The organism is Sphingomonas sp. 77B (assembly GCF_056497825.1).
This window is the reverse complement of record NZ_JBWMBY010000001.1, coordinates 3,216,822-3,239,651: the sequence shown is the minus strand read 5'-3', so window position 1 is coordinate 3,239,651 and position 22,830 is coordinate 3,216,822. Positions and strand designations below refer to the sequence as shown.

Annotated in this window: 15 protein-coding genes; 7 read left to right on the top strand and 8 right to left on the bottom strand. The window is 67.0% G+C overall.

Annotated features, from left to right (window positions below; translation table 11 throughout):
* Positions 1-40 precede the first annotated feature (40 nt).
* Positions 41-2,971 carry an L-glutamate gamma-semialdehyde dehydrogenase gene (locus AC1GI4_RS15220; protein ID WP_479630431.1) on the bottom strand — a complete coding sequence of 977 codons (2,931 nt, stop codon included), beginning with the start codon at positions 2,969-2,971 and terminating at the stop codon, positions 41-43.
* A gap of 545 nt (positions 2,972-3,516) precedes the next feature.
* On the opposite strand from AC1GI4_RS15220, the gene AC1GI4_RS15215 reads away from it, so the two are divergent.
* Positions 3,517-3,996 (top strand): pyridoxamine 5'-phosphate oxidase family protein, encoded by a 480-nt coding sequence (locus AC1GI4_RS15215; RefSeq protein WP_294271957.1) that lies wholly within the window; start codon positions 3,517-3,519, stop codon positions 3,994-3,996.
* Positions 3,997-4,102: 106 nt separating this feature from the next.
* Here the strand turns inward: AC1GI4_RS15215 and AC1GI4_RS15210 are convergent, their stop codons facing one another.
* Positions 4,103-5,320: a polyhydroxyalkanoate depolymerase gene (locus tag AC1GI4_RS15210; RefSeq protein WP_479630059.1), complete on the bottom strand. Its 1,218-nt coding sequence runs from the start codon at positions 5,318-5,320 to the stop codon at positions 4,103-4,105.
* Between the two features lie 229 nt (positions 5,321-5,549).
* Between AC1GI4_RS15210 and AC1GI4_RS15205 the strand changes: the two genes are divergently transcribed.
* On the top strand, positions 5,550-7,343 hold the full coding sequence (locus AC1GI4_RS15205) for an ABC transporter transmembrane domain-containing protein (protein WP_479630058.1): 1,794 nt from the start codon (positions 5,550-5,552) through the stop codon (positions 7,341-7,343).
* Positions 7,344-7,613: 270 nt separating this feature from the next.
* Positions 7,614-9,536 (top strand): beta-N-acetylglucosaminidase domain-containing protein, encoded by a 1,923-nt coding sequence (locus AC1GI4_RS15200; protein WP_479630057.1) that lies wholly within the window; start codon positions 7,614-7,616, stop codon positions 9,534-9,536.
* On the opposite strand, the gene AC1GI4_RS15195 is transcribed toward AC1GI4_RS15200, so the two are convergent.
* Entirely contained in the window at positions 9,520-12,015 is a 2,496-nt protein-coding gene (locus tag AC1GI4_RS15195; RefSeq protein WP_479630056.1) for a family 20 glycosylhydrolase, read from the bottom strand. The genes AC1GI4_RS15200 and AC1GI4_RS15195 overlap by 17 nt on opposite strands.
* Before the next feature lie 226 nt (positions 12,016-12,241).
* Here AC1GI4_RS15195 and rnr point away from each other — a divergent pair, with 226 nt between their 5' ends.
* Together rnr and AC1GI4_RS15185 are read left to right on the top strand one after the other, a co-directional pair.
* Positions 12,242-14,440: a ribonuclease R gene (gene rnr, locus AC1GI4_RS15190; RefSeq protein WP_479630055.1), complete on the top strand. Its 2,199-nt coding sequence runs from the start codon at positions 12,242-12,244 to the stop codon at positions 14,438-14,440.
* Positions 14,441-14,576: 136 nt separating this feature from the next.
* Positions 14,577-15,545 carry a glutathione S-transferase family protein gene (locus AC1GI4_RS15185; RefSeq protein WP_479630054.1) on the top strand — a complete coding sequence of 323 codons (969 nt, stop codon included), beginning with the start codon at positions 14,577-14,579 and terminating at the stop codon, positions 15,543-15,545.
* A 165-nt stretch (positions 15,546-15,710) separates the two neighbouring features.
* On the opposite strand, the gene proS is transcribed toward AC1GI4_RS15185, so the two are convergent.
* Positions 15,711-17,243 carry a proline--tRNA ligase gene (gene proS, locus AC1GI4_RS15180; protein ID WP_479630052.1) on the bottom strand — a complete coding sequence of 511 codons (1,533 nt, stop codon included), beginning with the start codon at positions 17,241-17,243 and terminating at the stop codon, positions 15,711-15,713.
* A gap of 90 nt (positions 17,244-17,333) precedes the next feature.
* Here proS and AC1GI4_RS15175 point away from each other — a divergent pair, with 90 nt between their 5' ends.
* The gene (locus AC1GI4_RS15175; protein ID WP_479630051.1) at positions 17,334-18,233 is read left to right on the top strand and encodes a DMT family transporter; all 900 of its coding nucleotides are present in this window, start codon (positions 17,334-17,336) and stop codon (positions 18,231-18,233) included.
* A gap of 31 nt (positions 18,234-18,264) precedes the next feature.
* On the opposite strand, the gene bluB is transcribed toward AC1GI4_RS15175, so the two are convergent.
* Positions 18,265-18,915 carry a 5,6-dimethylbenzimidazole synthase gene (gene bluB / locus AC1GI4_RS15170; protein WP_479630050.1) on the bottom strand — a complete coding sequence of 217 codons (651 nt, stop codon included), beginning with the start codon at positions 18,913-18,915 and terminating at the stop codon, positions 18,265-18,267.
* Between the two features lie 71 nt (positions 18,916-18,986).
* Here bluB and AC1GI4_RS15165 point away from each other — a divergent pair, with 71 nt between their 5' ends.
* Entirely contained in the window at positions 18,987-19,244 is a 258-nt protein-coding gene (locus tag AC1GI4_RS15165) for a SemiSWEET family transporter (RefSeq protein WP_433911181.1), read from the top strand.
* Between the two features lie 113 nt (positions 19,245-19,357).
* Here the strand turns inward: AC1GI4_RS15165 and gcvPB are convergent, their stop codons facing one another.
* From gcvPB to gcvH, 3 genes are all read right to left on the bottom strand, one after another.
* A complete protein-coding gene (gcvPB, locus tag AC1GI4_RS15160) occupies positions 19,358-20,914 on the bottom strand; it encodes an aminomethyl-transferring glycine dehydrogenase subunit GcvPB (protein WP_479630049.1) in 1,557 nt (518 codons plus the stop codon).
* Entirely contained in the window at positions 20,911-22,269 is a 1,359-nt protein-coding gene (gene gcvPA, locus AC1GI4_RS15155) for an aminomethyl-transferring glycine dehydrogenase subunit GcvPA (protein WP_433911183.1), read from the bottom strand. The genes gcvPB and gcvPA overlap by 4 nt, the downstream gene beginning before the upstream one ends.
* Before the next feature lie 188 nt (positions 22,270-22,457).
* Positions 22,458-22,829, bottom strand: coding sequence for a glycine cleavage system protein GcvH (gene gcvH, locus AC1GI4_RS15150; RefSeq protein WP_056434420.1), 372 nt, complete (start codon positions 22,827-22,829; stop codon positions 22,458-22,460).
* Position 22,830 lies beyond the last annotated feature (1 nt).

Genomic DNA, 22,830 nt, shown 5'->3' with positions numbered 1-22,830 from the left:
CTCGCCCGCCCTCCCATGGCGGACGAGGGGGGAATAACGATCAGATCCCGCCTTCGTCCAGCGACAACAGCGTGGCGTTGCCGCCCGCCGAGGTCGTGTCGACCGACACGGCTCGCTCGGCGCAGAAGCGGTAGAGGTAATGCGGGCCGCCCGCCTTCGGGCCCGTGCCCGACAGGCCTTCGCCGCCGAAAGGCTGGCTGCCGACGACTGCGCCGATCATTGAGCGGTTGATATAGAGGTTGCCGACCGCCGCTTCCGCCTCGATCACTTCACCCGCGCGTGCGATGCGGCTGTGCAGGCCCATGGTCAGGCCGTAACCCTTGGCGTTCACCTTCGCGATCGTCTCGGACAGCGTGCCCGCTTCCCAGGTCGCGACGTGCAGGATCGGGCCGAACCATTCCTGGGTCAGGTCCTCGACGCGGTCGAGCCGGATCAGCGTCGGCGGCACGAACAGGCCGTCGGCGGGCGCGTCGAGCGTCTTGATCGTCTGCGTCACCATGGAGGCGCGATAGGCCATCAGCTTGTCATAGGCCGCCTGGTCGATGACCGGGCCGACATCGGTCGCCGGATTGCCGGTTGCGCCGAGCACCAGAGTCTCCATCGCACCCTTCAGCATGGCGATGACATTGTCGGCGACATCCGCCTGCACCAGCAGCAGCCGCAGCGCCGAGCAACGCTGCCCCGCTGAGCGGAAGGACGAGGTGATGACGTCCGCCACCACCTGTTCGGGCAGCGCGGTCGAGTCGACGATCATCGCGTTGATCCCGCCGGTCTCGGCGATCAGCGGCACGATCGGGCGGTCGTCATCCGCGACCAGCGTCCGCGCGATCCGCTTGGCCGTGGCGGTCGAGCCGGTGAAGGCGACGCCCGCGATCCGGTGATCCTCGGTCAGTGCCTGGCCGACATCCGGCCCGCCGACCGCGAGCAGCAGCGCGTCGCGCGGAACGCCCGCGCGGTACGCCAGTTCGACGGCGGCCTGCGCAATCGCGGGCGTCTGCGGCGCGGGCTTGGCGACGACGGTGTTGCCGGTGACGAGCGCCGCCACCGTCTGGCCCAGGAAGATCGCCAGCGGGAAGTTCCACGGCGCGACCGTCGCCCAGACGCCGCGCCCTTCGAGGTGCAGCGTGTTGCGCTCGCCCGTCGGTCCGGGCAGTTCGACCGAACCGAGCCGCGCGCGGGCCTGTTGCGCATAGTAACGACAGAAATCGGCCGCCTCGCGCACCTCACCGATCGCGTCGGGAATGGTCTTGAACGCCTCCTGCACGAGGATCGCCATCAGCCGCTCGCGGTCCTGCTCCAGCAGATCGGCGAGCTTTTCCAGCACGCTCGCACGCGTGTCGAGCGGCGTCGCGTTCCAGGCAGGGAAGGCGGCATGGGCGCGCGCGACCAGCAAAGCGACATCGGCGGTGGCAGCGACCGGCTTCACGGCAGGCGTGTTGACGGCCTTCACCGTCGCGTCGAGCGTCGCGATATCGCTCAGGTCGATGCCGGTCGAGTTGCGATGGCCCGGCGTGAACAGGTCGATAGGGAGCGGGATGCTCGGGTGACGCGCACCACCGACGGCGGCGATCTTGGCGACCGGATCGGCGAGAATCTCCGCCTCGGTCAGACGCGCATCGGCGAGCTGGTGCACGAAGCTGGAGTTCGCGCCATTCTCCAGCAAGCGGCGGACCAGATAGGCCAGCAGGTCGCGGTGCCCGCCGACCGGCGCATAGATGCGGCACTTATGGCCATGCTCGCGCACCAGCCGCTCGTACAGGCCGTCGCCCATGCCGTGCAGCCGCTGGAACTCGAAGTCGTGGGAATTGCCCGCCCATTCCAGGATGGTCGCGACGGTCAGCGCATTGTGGCTGGCAAAGGCGGGGCGGATATTCTCGGCCGCCAGCATGTCCTTGGCGACCGCCAGATAGGACACGTCGGTCGCCGCCTTGCGGGTGAACAGCGGATAGTCGGCCAGCCCCTCGACCTGGGTGCGCTTGATCTCGCTGTCCCAATAGGCGCCCTTGACCAGCCGGACGTTCATGACCCGGTCGAGGCCATTGGCCCAGGCGATGACCGCGCGCGCGCGCTTGCCGTAAGCCTGCACCGCCATGCCGAAGCCGTCCCAACCTTTAAGCGCCGGGAGCGCCGCGACCCCGCCGATGATGTCGAGGCTCATCTCCAGCCGCTCGGACTCTTCGGCATCGACGGTCAGCGCGATGCCCTTGTCCGCCGCCTGCCGTGCCAGCTGCTCCAGCATGTCGGTCAGCGCGGGCACGCACTCATAGGCGCGCGGCAGTTCGTAGCGCGGGTGGAGCGCCGACAACTTCACCGATACCGAATGGCCCGCCGCCGGGTCGGAGCCGACCGCGTCGATTGCCTTCACATAGGCCTGGAAATAGCGCTCGGCATCCTCATGCGTGCGGGCGGCCTCGCCCAGCATGTCGAAGCTGGCGGTGAAGCCCTTGTTCTCGGGCTTCTTCATGCGGCGCATCGCTTCTTCGATGGTGCGGCCCATCACGAAGATCTCGCCCATCATCCGCATCGCGGCGCCGACCGCCTGACGCACGAACGGCTCGCCCGCGCGCGACAGCAGGCGCTTGAGCGGCCCCGCTTCGCCCTCGCCCACCAGCGCGCGGCCGACAACCAGGCCCCAGGTGGCCGAGTTGACCAGCTTCGACGCCGACCGCCCGGTATGCGCGCGCCAGTCGGCCTCGCCCAGCTTGTCGGCGATCAGCAGGTCGGCGGTCTCGGGATCGGGCACACGCAGGAACGCCTCGGCAAGGCTGAGCAGCGCGACGCCCTCGGACGAATTGAGGCGATATTCCTGCAGGAACTGGTTCACCCAGCCGCGATTCTGCGCCGCCCGCAGGTCGGCGAGCAGCCCCGAGGCATGGCCCATGATCCGCTCGCGCATCTCCGGCGTCGCGGCGGCGCGGTCGAGCAGCGGCTTCAGGACATCGGGTTCAGGCGCGCGATACAGCGATTTCATGGTCTTGCGCGCGTCGGCGGTAACGGCAGAGGTCATAGGTCTTCGTCCGGTCGGGCGGCCCGGCGCGCGACGATGCGCTGGCGGGCCGCATGGCTATGCTGTGATGGACCAGCGCTTAGCGGGAAATATAGGGATTGGGTATCGTTTGATACGATGTGGGGCGGATCGCGATTGGAATGAGGCCAGCCTTTTGGTATCAGACAGACAGGCGACAAACATCCGCCTTTCTGGAGCCCCGGCTGCTGCTACGGCCGGGGCTCATAGCCTTGGAGCTCGGGCGGCTAACCGAGCCCCAATCGTGATACTCAATGCCCGCTGATTTCCATGATCTTCACGACTAGCATCGCAAGCTCTATCAGCAGGCGCAGAATTTGCGTGACGGCAACTATGGTCATTCAATTGGTCCTTTAACGAACGGCGACAACAACGTCGCCACGCCCTCCCTTCGCCGACGCTGGAATCAGTTTCCTCTGGTGGTTTTTCCCGGCGCAACCATCCCCGCCCCCGCATCGTTCTCCCGTCAAACCCCTGAAAGGAGAGCCACGATGGCCGATGACAGCCCCCAGGAAATCGCCGCCAAGTTCCTCGACAAGTTGAAGAGCAGCCCGTTCGTCATGATCGGCCTGAACGACGGCCAGCATTCCGAACCGATGACGGCGCAGATCGACGACGATCAGCCGAACACGCTGTTCTTCTTCTCCGGCCGCGACAACCGCATCGCCAAGGGCGGCGAGGCGATGGCGCAGTTCGTGGGCAAGGGCCACGACTTCTTCGCGTGCCTGGCGGGCCATGTCTCGGTAGACAATGATCGCGCGCAGATTGACAAGCTGTGGAGCAATCAGGTCGAGGCCTGGTTCCCGCAGGGCAAGTCCGACCCGAATCTGACGCTGCTGCGCTTCGACATCAGCTCGGCCGAGTTGTGGGAAACCGACATCTCGCTGTCGGGCCGGGTAAAGATGCTGTTCGGCGGCACGATCCGCTCGGACGAGGCGTCCAGCCATGCGGTGGTCGGCTCGGTCGCGTAAATCGCGATCGCCGGAATGCGAAACGCCCGGAGGCCAGAAGCTTCCGGGCGTTTTACTATGCCTCAAATTCAGTTCAGTCTGAGCGAAGGGTGGGGAGGAAGCCCCCTCACCCGTTCGCCTTGATCCACTCCTCGACCACCGGCGCGATGCGGTCGCGCCATTTGGAGCCGTTGAAGATGCCGTAATGGCCGACCTTCTCGGCCATGTAATAGCGCTTCTTGTCGTCCGGCAAATTGGTCGCCAGCGTCAGCGCCGCGCGAGTCTGGCCCAGGCCGGAGATGTCGTCGCGCTCGCCCTCGATCGCCAGCAGGCCGATATCGGTGATCGCGCCCGGATCGACGCGCTTGCCATGATGCAGCATCTCGCCCTTGGGCAGCGCATGGCGCTGGAACACCAGCTCGACGGTCTGGAGATAGAACTCCGCCGTCATGTCGCAGACCGCGCGATATTCGTCATAGAAGCGCTTGGTGGAATCGGCGCTTTCGCCGTCACCCTGGACCAGATGCTTGAACATCTCCCAGTGCGAGATCATGTGGTTGCCCAGGTTCATCGACATGAAGCCGGCCAGCTGGAGAAAGCCCGGATAGACCCGCCGCCCCGCGCCCGGATAGGTCATTGGAACGGTCGCGATCGCATTCTGCTCGAACCAGGCATGCGGCCGTTCGGTCGCCAGCAGGTTGACGGCGGTTGGTGCCTCGCGCGTGTCGACCGGCCCGCCCATCAGGGTCAGGGTGCGCGGGGTGCAGGGATGCTTGTCCGCGCTCATCACACAGGCCGCGACATAGCAGGGCACGGAGGGCTGACACACCGCGAGGGCGTGCGCGCCCGGCCCAATTGCAGCCAGGAAGTCGATGATGTAGTCGACATAATCGTCGAAATCGAACCGCCCGTCCGACAGCGGCACCAGCTTCGCGTCGCGCCAGTCGGTGATGTACACCTCGCAGGTCGGCAGCATCCGCTCGACCGTGCCGCGCAGCAGCGTGGCGTAGTGGCCCGACATCGGCGCCACGATCAGCAGCTTGGGGCTGTCCTCCACGCCCTCACGGCGGAAGCGCTTCAATTGGCCGAAGGGCTTGCGCAGCACGATCTCCTCATGGACCACCACCTCGCGACCGTCGATGACCGTCTTGGTCAGGCCGAAGGCGGGCTTGCCGCGCGGGGCCGAGGCGTGGGCGAAGACCTCCAGCGCCGATCCCATGATCGCACCGCCGCCGAAATAGGCGAAGGGATTGGCCGGGTTCTGAAGCAGCCCCGCGCCGAAATTGGCCAGCGCGCTGGCACCCGCCAGCATCGAGCGCTGCATTTCATAGGCGTCGTACAACATCGTCGATTCCCCTGCGCTCCGCCGGACGGAGCCGTGATTGCGAACTGTCTATCACGAAACCGTTTGCGCATGATGACCAGAATATGGCCGATCGGTCATAGTGCCGAACCCATGACAGGCTCATGATCTTCTTTACACGGTTCGAACGCACCAAAGCGCCCAAACGATGCGTTCCGGCCATCGCCCGCCGTTGAGCCCGTGCGCGCACGCTGCTAGGCCCGCGAGCATCATGGCCAGATCCGCCGCGTCCCGCAAATCCGCCGAGCCCCCCGTCCCGGCCAGCCGCCGCCTGAGCAACCTCAAGATGGTCTGGCGCTATACGCTGCGCTATCCGGCGCATCTGGCCGCCGCCGCCGTGTCGCTGGCGGTTGCGGCGCTGGCCACGCTGTTCATCCCGCGCACCTTTCAGAAGGTAATCGACCACGGCTTCGGCAACGTCGCCGATACCGGAAATATCGCACCCTATTTCCAGGGTCTGCTGGCCGTCGTCGTGGTGCTGGCGATCGCCACCGCGTTCCGCTTCTATTTCGTGTCCTGGCTGGGCGAGCGCACGGTCGCCGACATCCGCATCGCGGTGCAAGCCAATCTGCTGCGCCTGGCTCCGCGCTATTTCGAGGAAAACCGCCCGTCCGAGATCGCGAGCCGGTTGACCGCCGACACCGCGATCATCGAGCAGGTCGTCGGCTCCACCGTCTCGATCGCGCTGCGCAATGTGGTGATCGGGATCGGCGGGACCATCTATCTGTTCGCGCTCTCGCCCAAGCTGACCCTCTCGCTGCTGGTCTGTATCCCGCTGATCGTGCTGCCGATCGTGTTGCTGGGCAGACGCGTGCGCAGCTATTCGCGCGACAGCCAGGACAAGTTGGCCGAGATCGGCGCGACCGCCGTGGAGACGCTGGGCGCGATGAAGGTCGTGCAGGCGTTCGGCCAGGAACGCCGCGAGGCCGAGCGGTTCGAACTGGCGGTCAGCAACGGTTTCACCACCTCGCGCAAGCGTTTCCTGCTGCGCGCGATCATGACCGCGATGGTGATCGGGCTGTTCTTCGGCGGGCTGACGCTGCTCCTCTGGGAAGCGGTCGCCGATGTCGCCAGCGGACGGCTGTCGGGCGGGTCGCTGACCGCGTTCGTGGTGACGGGCATGCTGGTCGCGGGCTCGTTCCAGGCGTTGACCGAGGTGTGGGGGGACATCTTGCGCGCATCGGGCGCGGCGCAGCGGCTGGCCGAACTGCTGGCCGAGGAGCCCGAGATCGCACCGCCCCCTGCCCCGGCCGTTCTGCCGGTCATCCCGATGGGCGCACTGCGGTTCGACAATGTCGTGTTCCATTATCCGACCCGGCCCGAGGTCGCGGCGCTCAACGACTTCTCGCTCGACATCCGCCCCGGCGAGACGGTCGCGGTGGTCGGGCCTTCGGGCGCGGGCAAGTCGACCTTGTTCCAGCTGGCCGAGCGTTTCTATGACCCGCAGAGCGGCAACATCTCGCTCGACGGCGTGTCGTTGCGCGATGCCGATCCGGCGGCGATCCGCGCGCGCATCGCGATGGTGCCGCAGGAGACGGTGATCTTCGGCGCCTCGGCCCGCGACAATCTGCGCTATGGCCGGTGGGAGGCGAGCGACGACGAACTCTGGGCCGCCGCCGAGGCCGCCAATGCCGCCGAGTTTCTCCGCGCGCTGCCGCAGGGGCTGGATACCTTCCTGGGCGAGGGCGGTGCGCGACTGTCGGGTGGACAGCGACAGCGGATCACCATCGCCCGTGCGCTGCTGCGCGATGCGCCGATCCTGTTGCTGGACGAGGCGACGAGCGCGCTCGACGCCGAGAGCGAGCAGCTGGTGCAACAGGCGCTGGAACGGCTGATGGCGAACCGCACGACGCTGGTCATCGCCCACCGGCTGGCGACGGTGCGCGCGGCGGAGCGGATCGTGGTGATGGATGGCGGCCGGATCGTCGAACAGGGGCGTCATGCCCAGCTGATCGCGGGCGGCGGGCTCTATGCGCGATTGGCGAGCCTGCAATTTCACGACTGATATTGCCGGTTTAGTACCAGTTCGGCGAGAGCTTCCCTTGGCCTTCGACTTCGCTCAGGCTGAACGGAGCGAGGGAATGGTTTGCACCCCAACATCCGTTCAGCCTGAGCGAAGTCGAAGGCCACGCTCTACCCTCTGCCCTACCGCCTGACAAACCGCCCATGACCCCATCCCGCAATCCCGCTTGCAGCCCGCCCCCCACTCCCCTACCCTCCGACAATACCAGTTCAATACCGGAGATTGAGGATGATGCGGGCGGCAAACAGAGCAATGGGTGCGGCCTTGGCGGCGATCGCGCTGGCGACGCTGACCCCGGCGGCACATGCCAGCCCCGCCACCCTGCCTGCGATCTTCCCCGCTCCCGCCACGATGACGCTGGGCGACGGCACGGTGACGCTGGGTCGCGCCGTCACGCTGATCGTCGCGCCCGGGACCGAGCCGGAAACCGCCACGCTGGTCCGCGACCTGCTGACTCAGGCCGGTGTCACCGACATTACTACGGCCAGGCGCCTGCCCGCAGCGCTCGACCGCCCGACCATCGTGATCGGCCCGGACAGCGCGACCTTGGTCCGCGAGGCCCTGTCGCGGAGCAATGCCAGCCGCGAAGAGGCGCGCGAAGGCTATACGCTGACCAGCCTTGCCTCGGGCAGCGGCGGCCTCATCACGCTGGCGGGGCATGACGCGGACGGGCTGTTCCACGCCGCCCAGAGCTTCCGCCAGCTGCTGACCCGCGAGACGATCCCCGCGCTGACCATCCGCGATCACCCCGCCATGCCGATCCGCGGCACGATCGAGGGGTTCTACGGCAAGCCCTGGTCGATGACCGACCGGACCAACCATCTGGACTTCCTTGGCCGGATGAAGGCCAATACCTATGTCTACAGCCCCAAGGACGATCCGTTCGCCCGCGACAAGTGGCGCGATCCCTATCCCGCCGCGACGCTGAGCGCGCTGGGCACGCTCGCCGCCCGCGCGAAGGCCAATCACGTCGATTTCGTCTATGCCATCTCACCGGGACCGAGCATCTGCTTCTCCGACCCGGCGGACGAGCAGGCGTTGCTGCGCAAGTTCGCCGCGCTGCGCGGGATCGGCGTGCACAGCTTCTATGTCGCGCTGGACGATATCGAATATCAAAAGTGGAATTGCGAGGCGGACAAGGCCGCCTTCGGTCCCTCGGGCGCGCAGGCGGCCGGTGTCGCCCAATCCAAGCTGCTGAACGCCGTGCAGGCCGACCTGCTCAAGCAGGACCCCGCCTCGCGTCCGCTCATCATGGTGCCGACCGAATATTATGACGCCAAGGAAAGCCCCTACAAGGCGGCTCTCCGCGCCAACCTCAATCCGCGCATCGTCGTGCAATGGACCGGCACTGACGTCGTGCCGCCTGCCATCTCGGTCCCCGATGCCAAGGCCGCGACCAAGGCGTTCGGGCGCAAGACGCTGCTCTGGGACAATTATCCGGTCAACGACTATGCCAGCTCGGCCGGTCGGCTGCTGCTCGCGCCCTATGCCAAGCGCGAGGCGGGGCTGTCGTCGGAGCTGACCGGCATCCTGTCCAACCCGATGAACCAGGAAGCGCCCAGCCGGGTCGCGGTGACGGGCGTGCTGGCGTTCGGCTGGAACGACAAGGGCTATGACGCCGACCGCACCTGGCATTATGCCGCGCGCGAACTGGCGGGGGGCGAGCCCAACGCCACCGCCGCGCTGCTGGAGCTGTTCGATGCCGAGCATCTCGCCCCGACCTTCGGCAGCCAGCCCTGGCAGGAACAGGCGCCCCGGCTGAAGGCGCTGCTCGACCATGTTCGCGAGGCGCTGGCGAACGGCGATGCGGAGGAACGCCGCGCGGCGCTGGCCGAACTGCACGCCAAGGCCGATGCGCTGGCCGCCGCGCCGGATACGATCCGCGCGGGCGTGGTCGATGCGGGTTTCGCCGAACAGGCCGCCCCCTGGCTGGAGGCGATGCAGCTCTGGGGCCGCGCGCTGCAACAGACCGCCACCGGGCTTGAAGCCGCCGATCGCGGTCACCCCGCGACGCGCTATTTCGCCGACGCCAAGCGGATCGCGGCCGCCGCCGCCGCCGTGCCCACTATCCCCGGCGCGACCCGGTTCGGCGGGCCGGTCAAGCTGGCGGACGGCGTGCTCGATACCTTCATCGCCGAGGCGCCGGGGCTGATCGCGGTTACGGCGCGACCGTAACCGTTCGGCTGGCGCGGCGGCCATCGGGGGTGCGGGTACGAAGCTCGACCGCCCCCGTCACCGCGACCGGGCCGGTATAGCGCGTCCAGGCGGTGCCGCCGGTTCGATACTCGATCGGCGTGCCGGCAAACTCGGCATTGGCCTCCAGCCGCCCGTCGGTGATCCGCGCCCCCGGCGGGGCCAGGCGATAGGTCACGCCCGCCCGGTCGAGCAGCCGCATCTGCACGCCCATCCGCCCGGCGAAATCCTGCCAGCCAGCGAGCAGCTTGGCGCGGTCCACGCGCGGGTCGTTCGGTTGATAGGCCGTGCCCGCGACATAGGCGGGTTCCCAGTCGGGCTTGCGCCACGCCCGCTCGGCCAGCGCCAGCAGACGCGGGAACAGCATGTAATCGACCTGGCTGTCGCGGCGCACCGTCTCGCTCCACAACTGGGCCTGGATCCCGGCGATGCTGCGACCCGGCTGGAGCGGCACGGTGTCGGCGATCGCCTTGGGCTGGGCGAGGATATTGGGGATCAGCGCGGCGTTCGCGGCCAGATTGCCCGGCATGAAGCCGAACACCTGGAAACTGTCCACCCCGCGCGACGCCCAGTCATAGCCGGTCTCGTTCGGATCGGCGGCATAGGGCATGTCGAAATAGCTGAGATCGGGGATGGACAGCACCGTCTTCCACCCGCGATTGGCCTGCTCATGCGCCTCGGCGACGCCGCCCGCGTGCAGGTTGCTCCAGATATTGGTCTGGACCTTTGCGGGCATCTTGGCGGGATCGGTGTGGCCCAGCCCGTCGCTCCACCCCGCGACCGCGATGCCGCGCTTGGCCAGGTCGGCGGCGATCCGCTCGATGAAATAGGCCCCCAACTGCTTGGGCTGCAGGCCCGTCTTGCCCATCATCACCTTGCAGGCGGGCGACTGGACCCAGGCCCCCGCCGTCTCGTCCGCGCCGATATGATAGGTGGTCAGCGGCACCCCCGCCGCCTTGTGCAGCGCGGCGATGGCGTCGATCACCGTGTCGATGAACCGATAGGTGCTGTCGATACAGACGTTCAGCGTGTTGTCGTCATAATGCTGGACGCTGGAATAACGGGTGGTGTCGCCCGGCTCGACCAGCCGGAAACGCTCGGCCCCGGCGCGGTCGCCCTTCGCCATCAGCCGGTTGTACCGCACCTCCATCGACCGGATCGCCGCGCGCGAATGGCCCGGCATGTCGAACGAGGGGATGACGTCGATCTGCCGCGTTTTCGCGGCGCGCAGGATGTCGGAATAGTCGGCGGCGGTCAGATAGCCGTTGGTGGCGGCCTCCCGCGCCGGGTCCGCCCCGAGTTGCGGCGACAGACAGGTCTTCTCGGTCAGGTCGGCGCAGCGATAAGCCCCCACCTCGGTCAGTTCGGGCAGCGCGGCGATCTGCAACCGCCAGCCCTCGTCATCGCCCAGATGCAGGTGCAGCGTGTTGAGCTTGTACGCCGCCATCTGCTCGATCAGCTTCAGGATTTCGGCCTTGCTGTGGAAGTTGCGTGCCAGGTCGATATGCAGCCCGCGAAAGCCGTAGCGCGGCGCATCCTCGACGGTCAGCGGGCGAAGCGTCGTCCCCTCCGCCGCCATCTGTTGCGCCAGCGAGCGCAGGGCATAGGACGCCCCCGCCGCATCCGCCGCCGCGATCGTCACGCCACCCCGGCCGATGGTCAGGCGATAGCCCTCCGGCGCGATCCCCGCCTGTCTGCGGATAATCAGCGGCACCGTACCGATCGGCAGCGCGGCCAGCGCAGGCGCGATCGCGGTGCGGGTGAAGCCCTCCACCGAGGCGCGCAGCCCCTTCGACAGATCGACCGGGGCACCGGCGGGGCGCGTGACCGTCATCGGCCGGGGCAGGATCGCGACATCGACCGGCGTCGCCGCCCCCCGTTCGGCATAGAGCGCGAAGGCCCGCTCGGGCGTGCGCCACAGCGTCTGGTCGTCGGGCGCACTACGGGCCAGCGCGGCCTCGTCGGTCATCGGCGCGACGAAGGGCAAGGTTTCCAGCCCGGTCGCGGCATCGGTCCCGGTTCGGGTCGCGGCGATCACCCGCGGAACCAGCCCCGGCGCGGCCAGCATCGCATTGGGCATCATGTGGTTGCGCGAAAAGAATGCGCCCAGCCCGGTCACCTTCACATGATAGGTCCGGCCCGGCGTCAACCGCTGGTCCGGCTTCAGCGTCAGGACGTTCAGGTCGCCGTTGATCGTGCGATTATCGAATGTATCGCTGTCGACCTTCAGCACCGGATTGACCAGACTGTAGCGGATTTCGACCGGCAGGCTGAGCGCGCCGTCGGGCACGGCGATGGCGATATCCGCCTCGAAACAGCGGGGCACGCCGGTCGGGCAGGACGCCGGGCGGTTGGTCAGGATGGTGTAGCGATAGCCGAGCGTCGCCGCCAACCGATCCAGATCGGCCTGCGCGGCCGGTGCCGCCGCCAGAATCGCGGCCGAAGCCCAGAGAGTCATCATGTCCTGCCGTCCTGCTACGCGGTACTGGTATTACATTGGATCATGACCCGACTATTCCTCCCCTGCAAGGGGAGGGGGACCAGCGAAGCTGGTGGAGGGGGATCGCCGCAAATGCCTCGCTGCGTGGAAAGCCCCCTCCACCATGCTGCGCATGGTCCCCCTCCCCGTGCCGGGGAGGATCAGCTTCGGGGGTGACGCAGCCTCCCCTACCCCCTATCTCCACCTCATGAAAAAACCCCAGCCGGGTCTGCCGACCCGTGAGCAAATCCTCGCCTTCATCGAACAGTCCGACCAGCCCGCTGGCAAGCGTGAGATCGCACGCGCTTTCGGCCTCTCCGCGCAGGAGAAGATCGGGCTGAAGGCGCTGCTCAAGGACATGGCCGATGAAGGGCTGATCGACAGCGCGCCGGGCCGCGCCTTTCACAAGATGGGTGGACTGCCCAAGGTGACGGTGCTGCGCGTCGTCGATGTCGATGACGGCGGCAATGTCTGGGGCCAGCCCGAGCGTTGGGAGGCCGACGGCGTCCCCATCCCTCGCCTGCGCATCCGCGAGCGCAAGCGTGGTAGCCTCGGCATCGGTCAGCGGGTGCTGGCGCGTACCGAGGAAGCCGGTGGCGGCTGGATCGCGCATGTCATGAAGACGATCGCCCCCGCCTCCGAACAGGTGCTGGGCGTGCTGCGCGAGGAAGCGGGGCGTTTCTGGCTGACGAGCGTCGACAAGAAGGACCGGCGCGAGATGATGGTTTCGGACACCGGCGGCGCGGAAGCGGGCGACCTGGTGCTGGCCGAAAAGGCGGGCCGCCCGCCGCGCATCACCGCGATGGTGGTCGAGCGGCTGGGCGATCCCTTCGCCCCGCGCAGCTTCTCGCTGATCGCGATCCACAAGTTCGAAATCCCCGACCGCTTCCAGCCCGAAACGCTGGAGGAGGCCGAGCGAGTCGCGCGCCAGCCGCTGGGCGACGACCGCGAAGACCTGCGCGACCTGCCGATCGTCGCGATCGACCCGGTCGATGCGCGCGACCATGACGATGCGGTCTGGGCCGCGCCCGATGACGATCCCGCCAATCCAGAAGGCTGGCGCGCCATCGTCGCGATCGCGGATGTCAGCTTCTATGTGCGCCCCGGCTCGGCGATCGACAAGGATGCGCGGCGGCGGGGCAATTCGGTCTATTTCCCCGACCGGGTCGTGCCGATGCTGCCCGAGATCCTGTCGGCCGATGTCTGTTCACTGAAACAGGGCGAGGACCGCGCCGCGCTCGCCTGTCATCTTCAGGTGACGAAGGACGGCAAGCTCAAGGGCTTCCGCTTCACCCGCGCGGTCGTCCGGCTGGCGGCGAACATCGCGTACGAAGATGCGCAGGCTGCGATCGACGGGGAACTGTCGCATCCGCTGACCGAGACGGCGCTGCGCCCGCTCTGGGACTGTTGGGCGGCACTGGCCAAGGCGCGCGACGATCGCGAGCCGCTCGATCTCGATCTCCTTGAGCGGCGGGTGGTGCTCGACCAGAATGGTCGCATCCTGTCGGTCGCGCCGCGCGCGCGGCTGGATGCGCACCGGCTGATCGAGGATTACATGATCGCCGCCAATGTCGCCGCCGCCAAGGCGCTGGAGGCGAAGAAGGCCCCCGTGATGTACCGCGTCCATGAGGTGCCCAGCCGCACCAAGCTGGTCGCGCTGAAGGACTATCTCGAGACCTTCGACATCCCCTTTGCGATGGGCCAGGTGATCCGCCCCGCGACGTTCAACCGGATTATCGACAAGATCGGCGATGCGGATTTCAAGCCGCAGGTGATGGAGCAGATCCTGCGTTCGCAGACCCAGGCCTATTATGCGCCGGTCAACCAGGGGCATTTCGGCCTGTCGCTCGGCTCCTACGCGCATTTCACCTCGCCGATCCGGCGCTATGCCGACTTGGTCGTCCACCGCGCGCTGGTGGGGGCTTATAAGCTGGGCGATGGCGGGTTGCTGCCCGAAGGCGACGAAATGGAGCGGCTGGGCACCTCGATCAGCCAATATGAACGCCGTGCGATGGAGGCGGAGCGCGAGACGATCGATCGTTACGTCGCGGCCTATCTGTCGGAGCATGTCGGGCAGGTGGTCGAGACGCGGATCACCGGCGTGACGAATTTCGGCTTCTTCGCGACCGTCGACGGCGTGGGCGGCGACGGCCTGATGCCGATCCGCGAACTGGGCGGCGATTACTTCCATTATGACGAAGGCTCGCAGCAACTGCTCGGCGAGAAGAGCCGCGAAATCTACAAGCTGGGCCAGCGCCTGCCGCTGCGCCTGGCCGAGGCGAATCCGGTGTCGGGGGCGCTGCGCTTCGAGCTGCCAGACGGCAAGGGCGCGGCACCCGAACCGCGCCGGGTGCTGAAGCGGCGCGGGCGGCCCGCGAATATCCGCCACAACGGTAAGCGGCGCTGACCGTCATTGCGAGCGTAGCGAAGCCATCCCGGGCGTCTTGCCCGGACACTGGTTTGCTTCGCCACGCTCGCAATGACGCACCTTGGCGGATCGCTCCCCTGCCCCATGCGTACCCTCCCCAAAAGGAGACACACGCATGGGCAATATGGTGGACGGCGTCTGGCACGCCGATGGGCTGTTCAAGTCAGACGAGAAGGGCAGCTTCAAACGCCCCGATTCCGGTTTCCGCGACTGGGTGACGGCGGATGGCGGCCCTGGCCCCGATGGCCAGACCGGCCACCGCGCCGAGCCGGGACGTTATCACCTCTATGTCTCCTATGCCTGCCCCTGGGCGCATCGCACGCTGATCGTCCGCGCGCTGAAAGGGCTGGAGGACATGATCGATGTGTCGGTGGTCGATCCGTTGATGCGCGAGAATGGCTGGACTTTCGCCACCGAGCGGGGCGGCACCGGCGATTTGCTGTACGGTTCGGACTATCTGTGGCAGCTCTATGCCCGGGCTCGCGATGGCTATAGCGGCAAGGTCACGGTGCCGGTGCTATGGGACAAGCAGCGCGACACGATCATCAGCAATGAGTCGGCGGAGATCATCCGCATGTTCAACACCGCGTTCGACGGGCTCGGCGCACGGCCGGGCGATTTCTATCCCGCCGAGCTTCGTGAGGAGATCGATGCGGTCAACGGCCCCGTCTATGACCGGGTGAACAACGGCGTGTACAAATGCGGCTTCGCCAAGAGTCAGCAAGCCTATGACGAAGCGGTCGGGCCGCTATTCGCCGAGCTGGATTCGCTGGAGGAACGGCTGACGGGCCGTGAATGGCTGGTCGGGGGCCGAATGACCGAGGCCGACATTCGATTGTTCACCACGCTCGTCCGCTTCGACGCGGTCTATCACGGGCATTTCAAATGCAATGTCCGGCGGGTGCAGGATTATCCGGCGCTGGAGGGCCTGCTGGAGCGGATGCTGGCGATCCCGGCGGTCGCGGAGACGGTGCATCTCGATCACATCAAGACGCATTATTATGCCAGCCATCTGGAGCTGAACCCGACCGGGATTGTCCCCGCCGGGCCGGATTTGCCCTGGGCGGGGTTGGTTCGCGGTTAAGCCCGTTATCATTCTCCCCTCCCGCAGGCGGGAGGGGCCGGGGGAGGGAAACGCCGCAAGCGATGGTCTCGGTGAGACTCCGAGCCCTCCCCCCAGCCCCCTCCCGCCTGCGGGAGGGGGAGTGCGATGGATATCCCCTCCCGCCTGCGGGAGGGGGCGTTTGCATCAATACGCCCGGCCGATCAGCACACGCTCCACCGCCTCACGGCCGGTGAAGATGCAAAGGCCGTCATCGCACCCGGTCTGGCCCATCGGCGCGTTGCGGATGGTCAGCTTCAGGCCCTTCAGCTTCTCGACCACCTGTTCCAGTTCCGCCCCCGTGGGCTTGGCCCAGCGGACGTCGACCCAGCCGGGATTCTTCACGCCGTCCGCGAAATGCGCCTCGACGCTCGCCCAGTCATCGACCGGAGAAATCTGTGCCTTCAACCGCTCAGCCGACTGGCGATGGAGTTCGCCCTGGATGTCGGCCAGCAGGTCGGCGACACCGCTCACGAAATCGCCGCGCGGGCTCACGACCGAGTCGAGCTTGCCGTCCTCGCGGTACAGACGATCGCGACGGATGACCGAGACGTTGCCGCCCGCCATGTCGCGGCCGCCGACCTCAATGATGACCGGCGCGCCCTTCTTGACCCAGCCCCAGCGCTTGTTGGCGGCCTTTTGCGCACGCGCATCGACCATTGCGCGGATCGGCTCGCCCAAGGCAGACCCCGCGGCCAGTTCCTTCTGCAGGTCGCGGCAATAGGCCAGCAGCGCCTCGTCCTCGGGCTGATCGCGCAGCATCGGCACGATCACCACCTGCCACGGCGCGACCTTGGGCGGCACGCGCATGCCGTCATCGTCGCCGTGGACCATAATCATCGCGCCGATCGTGCGCGTGGTCATGCCCCAGCTGGTCGTCTGGGCGAAGTCGAGCCCGCCCTCGGCATTCTGGAAGCGGATATTCTGCGCCTTGGCGAAATTGTCGCCCAGGAAGTGGCTGGTCGCTGTCTGAAGCGCCTTGCCGTCCTGCATCATCGCCTCGATCGAATAGGTCGCGACCGCGCCGGGGAATCGCTCATTCTCGGGCTTCTCGCCTGCGATCACATGGACGCCCAGGCAATCCTCGGCGAACGTCCGATAGACCTCCAGCATCTGGAGCGTCTCGGCCCGCGCCTCGTCGACCGTGGCGTGCGCGGTATGCCCCTCCTGCCACAGGAATTCGGCGGTGCGCAGGAACATGCGGGTGCGCATTTCCCAGCGGACGACGTTCGCCCACTGGTTGATGAGCACCGGCAGGTCGCGCCACGACTGGACCCAGCGGGCAAAGGCGGTGCCGATCACCGTCTCCGAGGTCGGGCGCACGACCAGCGGCTCTTCCAGCTTCGCCTCGGGATCGGGGACCAGCCCGCCCTTGCCGTCCGCGATCAGCCGGTGGTGCGTGACGACCGCCATTTCCTTGGCGAAGCCATCGACATGCTCGGCTTCCTTCTCGAAATAGCTGAGCGGGATGAAGAGCGGGAAATAGCAATTCTCATGCCCCGTCGCCTTGATGCGATCGTCGAGCAGGCGCTGGATACGCTCCCAGATGCCATAGCCCCAGGGGCGGATGACCATGCAGCCGCGGACGCCCGATTCCTCGGCCAGATCGCCCTCGGCGATGACGGACTGATACCAGGCGGAGAAATCCGCGTCGCGGGTGACGGACAGAGCGTGCTTCATGCCAGCCCGATAGCGGCAAAGACCCGGTTTCGCCAAGGGGCCGTGCGTTCGGGGTTTCGCTGCACCGCCGCAATCGTTAGGAGCGGCCGCATGACCGGCGACCGCGTGCTCAAAGGCATCGGCCTGCGCCTGATCGCCATCTTCTTTCTGTCGACCATGTCGGCGCTCATCAAGCTGGCGGAGTCGCACGGGGCGACGCTGTCCGAAACCATGTTCTTTCGCCAGTTCTGTGCCCTGCCCGTCGTGCTGGCCTTTGTCATGGCCGGACCCGGCGGGTTGCGGGCGCTGCGCACGACGCGGTTGAAGGGCCATGCGACACGGGCGATGATCGGACTGGTCGGCATGGTCTTTACCTTCGGCGCGGTGATCCTGCTGCCGCTGGCGGAGGCGACGACGTTCCAGTTTACCGTGCCGATCTTCGCCACCCTGCTCGGCGCGCTGGTGCTGGGTGAGCGGACGGGACTCCAGCGGTGGAGCGCGGTCCTGTTGGGCTTTGTCGGGGTCCTGATCGTCGTGAGGCCGGGCGCCAACGACATGTCGCTGTTCGGGGCCTTTGTAGGGTTGATGGCGGCGATGTTCGTCGCCATCGTCGCGATCGTGCTGCGCCAGTTGCGTGACGAACCGGCGGGCACGACCGTCTTTTACTTCACCGTCCTGACCCTGCCCTTCATCGCCGTTCCCTATGCCTTTCACGTTCAGGGACATAGCGCCTTCATCTGGGCGGTGCTGGCATCGATCGGCGTGGTCGGAGGGCTGGCCCAGCTGGCGCTGACGGCCGCGTCACGGCTGGCGCCCGTCACCGCCGTCGTGCCGATGGACTACACCGGGCTGATCTGGGCGACGGTCTATGGTTGGGCGATGTTCGGGGTCCTGCCCGCCTCGACCACTTGGGCCGGCGCGCCGCTCATCATCGCGAGCGGATTGTTCATCGTGTGGCGCGAGCAGAGACTGGGCAAGCGGCAGACGATCTCGGCAACAGCGGAGGATTGAATATTCCTCCGCTGTAAGGGGAGGAAATTTGTCAGCGCACCTCCCACCGCGTAGGCGCATTTTCCTGCCACCCGGCGCGGTGGAGCAGCGGCGTGTCGTCGTCCCACTCGGCATGGCCCAGGCACAGATAGGCGGTGAAGGCCCAGTCGTCGGGCACCGCGAACAGCCGCTCCATGGCAGCGGGGTCGAGGATCGACACCATCCCCAGCCCCAGATTGGCCGCCCGCGCCGCCAGCCACAGCGTATGGATCGCCATCGCGGTCGACTGGCGCAGCGTCTCGGGCATGGTGCGGCGGCCCAGGCCGTGGCCCGCGACCGGATCGATATGAGTGAAGACCGCCAGCTGCACCGGCGCGGCGTCCAGCCCGGCGAGCTTCAGCGCCCGGTAAGCGGCGGCCTGCGCATCGTCATAGCCCGCCGCCGCCGCCCGGTCGCACCGCTCGAAATCCGCCCGGACGGCGGCGCGCAGCGTGGGGTCCTCGACGCGGAGCACCCGCCACGGCCGCGCATTGCCGACCGAGGGGGCCAGCGCCATCGCCTCCGACAGCCGGGCGAGTATAGCTTCGTCGACCGGATCGGTACGGAAATGCCGGACATCCCGCCGCCAGCGCAGGATCGTCACCAGCGTCGCGGCGTCATCCTCGTCAAAGTGCATCTTCGCCCCTTCCCAGGCTCGGACCATCCCGCGTCGCTTGCGCCTCGGCACAAGGCACTTCAATCGATTTCACAGACATTTGAGGAGATTTCGACACCGTGAGCGAACGGAAACTGATGCTACTCGGCTGGATCGCGACCGCAACGGCAGTGATGATGTACCTGTCCTATATCGACCAGATCCGGTTCAATCTGGCGGGACAGAAAGGCTCGGTCATCCAGCCGCTGGCGACGATGGTGAATTGCGCGCTCTGGGTAGCGTACGGGTTTTTACGCGAGAAGCGGGACTGGCCGATCGTCTTCGCCAATGCGCCGGGGGTGATATTGGGTGGGATCTGCCTGTTCACCGCGCTTTGACGGCAAACGACCCTCACCCTTCCGGCGCTTCGCGCCTCCCTCCCTCTCCCATCGGGAGAGGGAAGGGGCCCGCTCACCGCAGGTGAGTGGGAAGGGTGAGGACGGCTGTAAGATCAGGCGGCCTTGTCCTTCCACACCAGCACGGGCTTGCGCGCGGCGAGCGTTTCGTCGAGGCGGGCGCGCGGCGCAAAGTGCGGCGCGGTCTTGAGCGAGGCGTCGCCCGCCTTGGCACGCTCCGCCACCGACGCCAGCGCGCCGATGAACTGATCGAGCGCCGCCTTTGACTCGGTCTCGGTCGGCTCGACCAGCATCGCGCCGTGGACGACCAGCGGGAAGTACATGGTCATCGGGTGGAAACCCTCGTCGATCAGCGCCTTGGCGACGTCGATCGTCGAGAAGCCCTCGGCCAGGCCCTCGTCCGAGAAGATGGCTTCGTGCATGCACGGGCCGCTCTTGGCGAAGGGCGCATCGAGCGTGTTTTCGAGGCTGCGCAGGACGTAGTTGGCGTTGAGCACCGCATCCTCGGCGACCTGGCGCAGGCCGTCCGCACCGTGGCTGAGGATATAGGTCAGCGCGCGGGTGAACATGCCCATCTGGCCGTGGAAGGCGACCATGCGGCCGAAGCTGTCAGCATGATGGTCGTCGGCATTCTCTTCCTCGACCAGACGGAAGCCCTCGCCCGTCTTCTCGACGAAGGGCAAAGGCGCGAAGGGCGTCAGCGCCTCGGAAAACACCACCGGCCCCGAACCCGGCCCGCCGCCGCCATGCGGGGTCGAGAAGGTCTTGTGCAGGTTGATGTGCATCGCATCGACGCCCAGATCGCCCGGACGCACGCGCCCGACGATGGCGTTGAAGTTCGCGCCGTCGCAATAAACGTATCCGCCCGCTGCATGGACCGCGTCGGAAATATCCTTCAGGTCGCGTTCGAACAGGCCGCAGGTGTTCGGGTTCGTAATCATCACGCCCGCCACGTCCGGCCCCAGCCGCGCCTTCAGCGCCGCGGTATCGACACGACCGTCGGCGGTCGCGGGGATATCTTCAACCGAGAAGCCCGCGAAGGCCGCCGTCGCCGGGTTGGTCCCGTGCGCCGATTCCGGCACCAGGATGACTTTACGATGGCCCTCGCCGCGCTTCTCCAGCGCCGCCTTGATCGCGAGGATGCCGCACAGCTCGCCATGCGCGCCCGCCTTGGGGCTCATCGCGACCGAGGTCATGCCGGTCAGCGTGACCAGCCAGTGCGCCAGCTGGTGAATGACCTCCAGCGCGCCCTGCACCGTGTCGACGGGGGCGAGCGGGTGAACGTCGCTGAACCCCGGCAGGCGGGCCATCTTCTCGTTCAGGCGCGGATTGTGCTTCATCGTGCACGAGCCGAGCGGGAACAGGCCCAGGTCGATCGCGTAATTCTGGCGCGACAGACGGGTATAGTGACGCACCGTCTCCGGCTCCGACAGGCCCGGCAGGCCGATCGGGTCCTTGCGGCTCAGGTCGCCCAGACGCGAACCCGCGACATCGCCCTCGGCAAAGTCGACGCCGGTCGTCTTGTCATCGCCGATCTCGAAGATCAGCTTTTCCTCGAGCATCAGCGCGCGGTTGCCGGTGAAGGTGCCTGCGACCTCGCCGTCCTTGACTTCGGGGCTCGTGGGCTTCCAGCCGCTCTGGTTGATCGTCATGCCAGCACCTCCTCGAGCGCCTTGGCAAGCGTCTCGATATCCTCCGCCGTCACCGTCTCGGTGACCGCCACCACCAGTCCGTTCGCGAGCGCGTCCTCGCCCGGATAGAGCCGCCCGAGCGACACGCCCGCCAGCACGCCGCGCTCGGCGAGCGTCCGTACGATCGGACGCGCTTCGCGGCCCAGGTCCAGCGTAAACTCGTTGAAGAACACGTCGTTGACCAGTTTCACGCCGGGCACCTTGGCCAGACGATCCGCCGCGCGGCAGGCATTGGCGTGGTTGATCCCCGCCATCCGGCGCAGACCCGCCTCGCCCAGCAGCGTCATGTGGATCGAGAAGGCGAGCGCACACAGACCCGAATTGGTGCAGATGTTCGACGTCGCCTTTTCGCGGCGGATATGCTGCTCGCGGGTCGACAGCGTCAGCACGAAGCCGCGCTTGCCGTCCGCGTCCACCGTCTCGCCACAGAAGCGGCCGGGCATCTGGCGGATATACTTATCCTTGCAGCCCATCAGGCCGACATAAGGCCCGCCGAACTGAAGCCCGACGCCCAGCGACTGGCCTTCGCCGACGACGATGTCGGCGTCCATCTCGCCCGGCGAGCGGATCGCACCCAGCGCGACCGGCTCGGTCACGACGGCGATCAGCAGCGCCTTCTTGGCATGGCACGCCTCGGCCAGCGGGGTCAGGTCGGCGATGCGTCCGAGAATGTCCGGATACTGGACGACGACGCAGGAGGTGTCGCCATCGATCGCCGCGATCATCTGGTCGAGATCGGTCTCGGCGGTCAGGACCGGCGTGCCGGTTTCCAGCGTGTCGCCGGTATACTTCGCCATGGTCTTGGCGACCGAGACATAATGCGGGTGCAGGCCCGAGGACAGGATCGCCTTCGACTTCTTGGTGATGCGCCGCGCCATGCCGATCGCTTCCCAGCAGGCGGTCGAGCCGTCATACATGGAGGCGTTGGCGACATCGGTGCCGAGCAGACGCGCGACCTGCGTCTGGAACTCGAACAGCATCTGCAACGTGCCCTGCGCGATTTCCGGCTGATAGGGCGTATAGGCGGTCAAGAACTCGCCGCGCTGGATCATGTGATCGACGCTGGCGGGCACATGATGGCGATAGGCGCCGCAGCCCAGGAAGAAGGGCACGTCGCCCGCGACCGTGTTCTTGCGGGCCAGCGCGGTCATGTGCCGCTCGACCGCCAGTTCGGAGGCGTGGTTGGGCAGCCCCTCGATAGGGCCGGACAGACGGGCGGATTCGGGGACGTCGACGAACAGATCGTCGACCGATCCCGCGCCGATGACCGAGAGCATCTCGGCACGATCGGAAGAGGTAAGGGGCAGGTAGCGCATGCGTTCCATTTCTCCGCCCCTCACCCCGAAAACCTCGCGGATCGAGGGGTCATCGCCCTTCCCTTCTTCTCCCCTCCCGCAGGCGGGAGGGGTCGGGGGAGGGCAGTCGGCTTCAACAAGCCTGATGATCGGGGGAGAGCGAGTCCCCTCCCCCAGCCCCTCCCGCCTGCGGGAGGGGAGAAAGTCGGTTAGAGTTTCGCGACGAACGCGGCGTAGGCGGCTTCGTCCATCAGGGCGTCCAGCTCCGAGGCATCCGACAGCGTGATCTTGAAGAACCAACCCTCGCCCTCGGGGTCGCTGTTGACCAGCGCGGGCTCGTCGGCCAGCTGGGCATTGCCCTCGACCACGGTGCCCGACACGGGCGCGTACACGTCCGACGCGGCCTTGACCGACTCGACCACCGCGGCCTCGTCGCCCTTGGACAGCTCGCGACCTTCCTCAGGAACGTCGACGAACACGATGTCGCCCAGCGCGCCCTGCGCATAATCGGAGATGCCGACCGTGCCGACATCACCGTCGACGTCGATCCACTCATGATCTTCGGTGAAATAGCGGCTCATG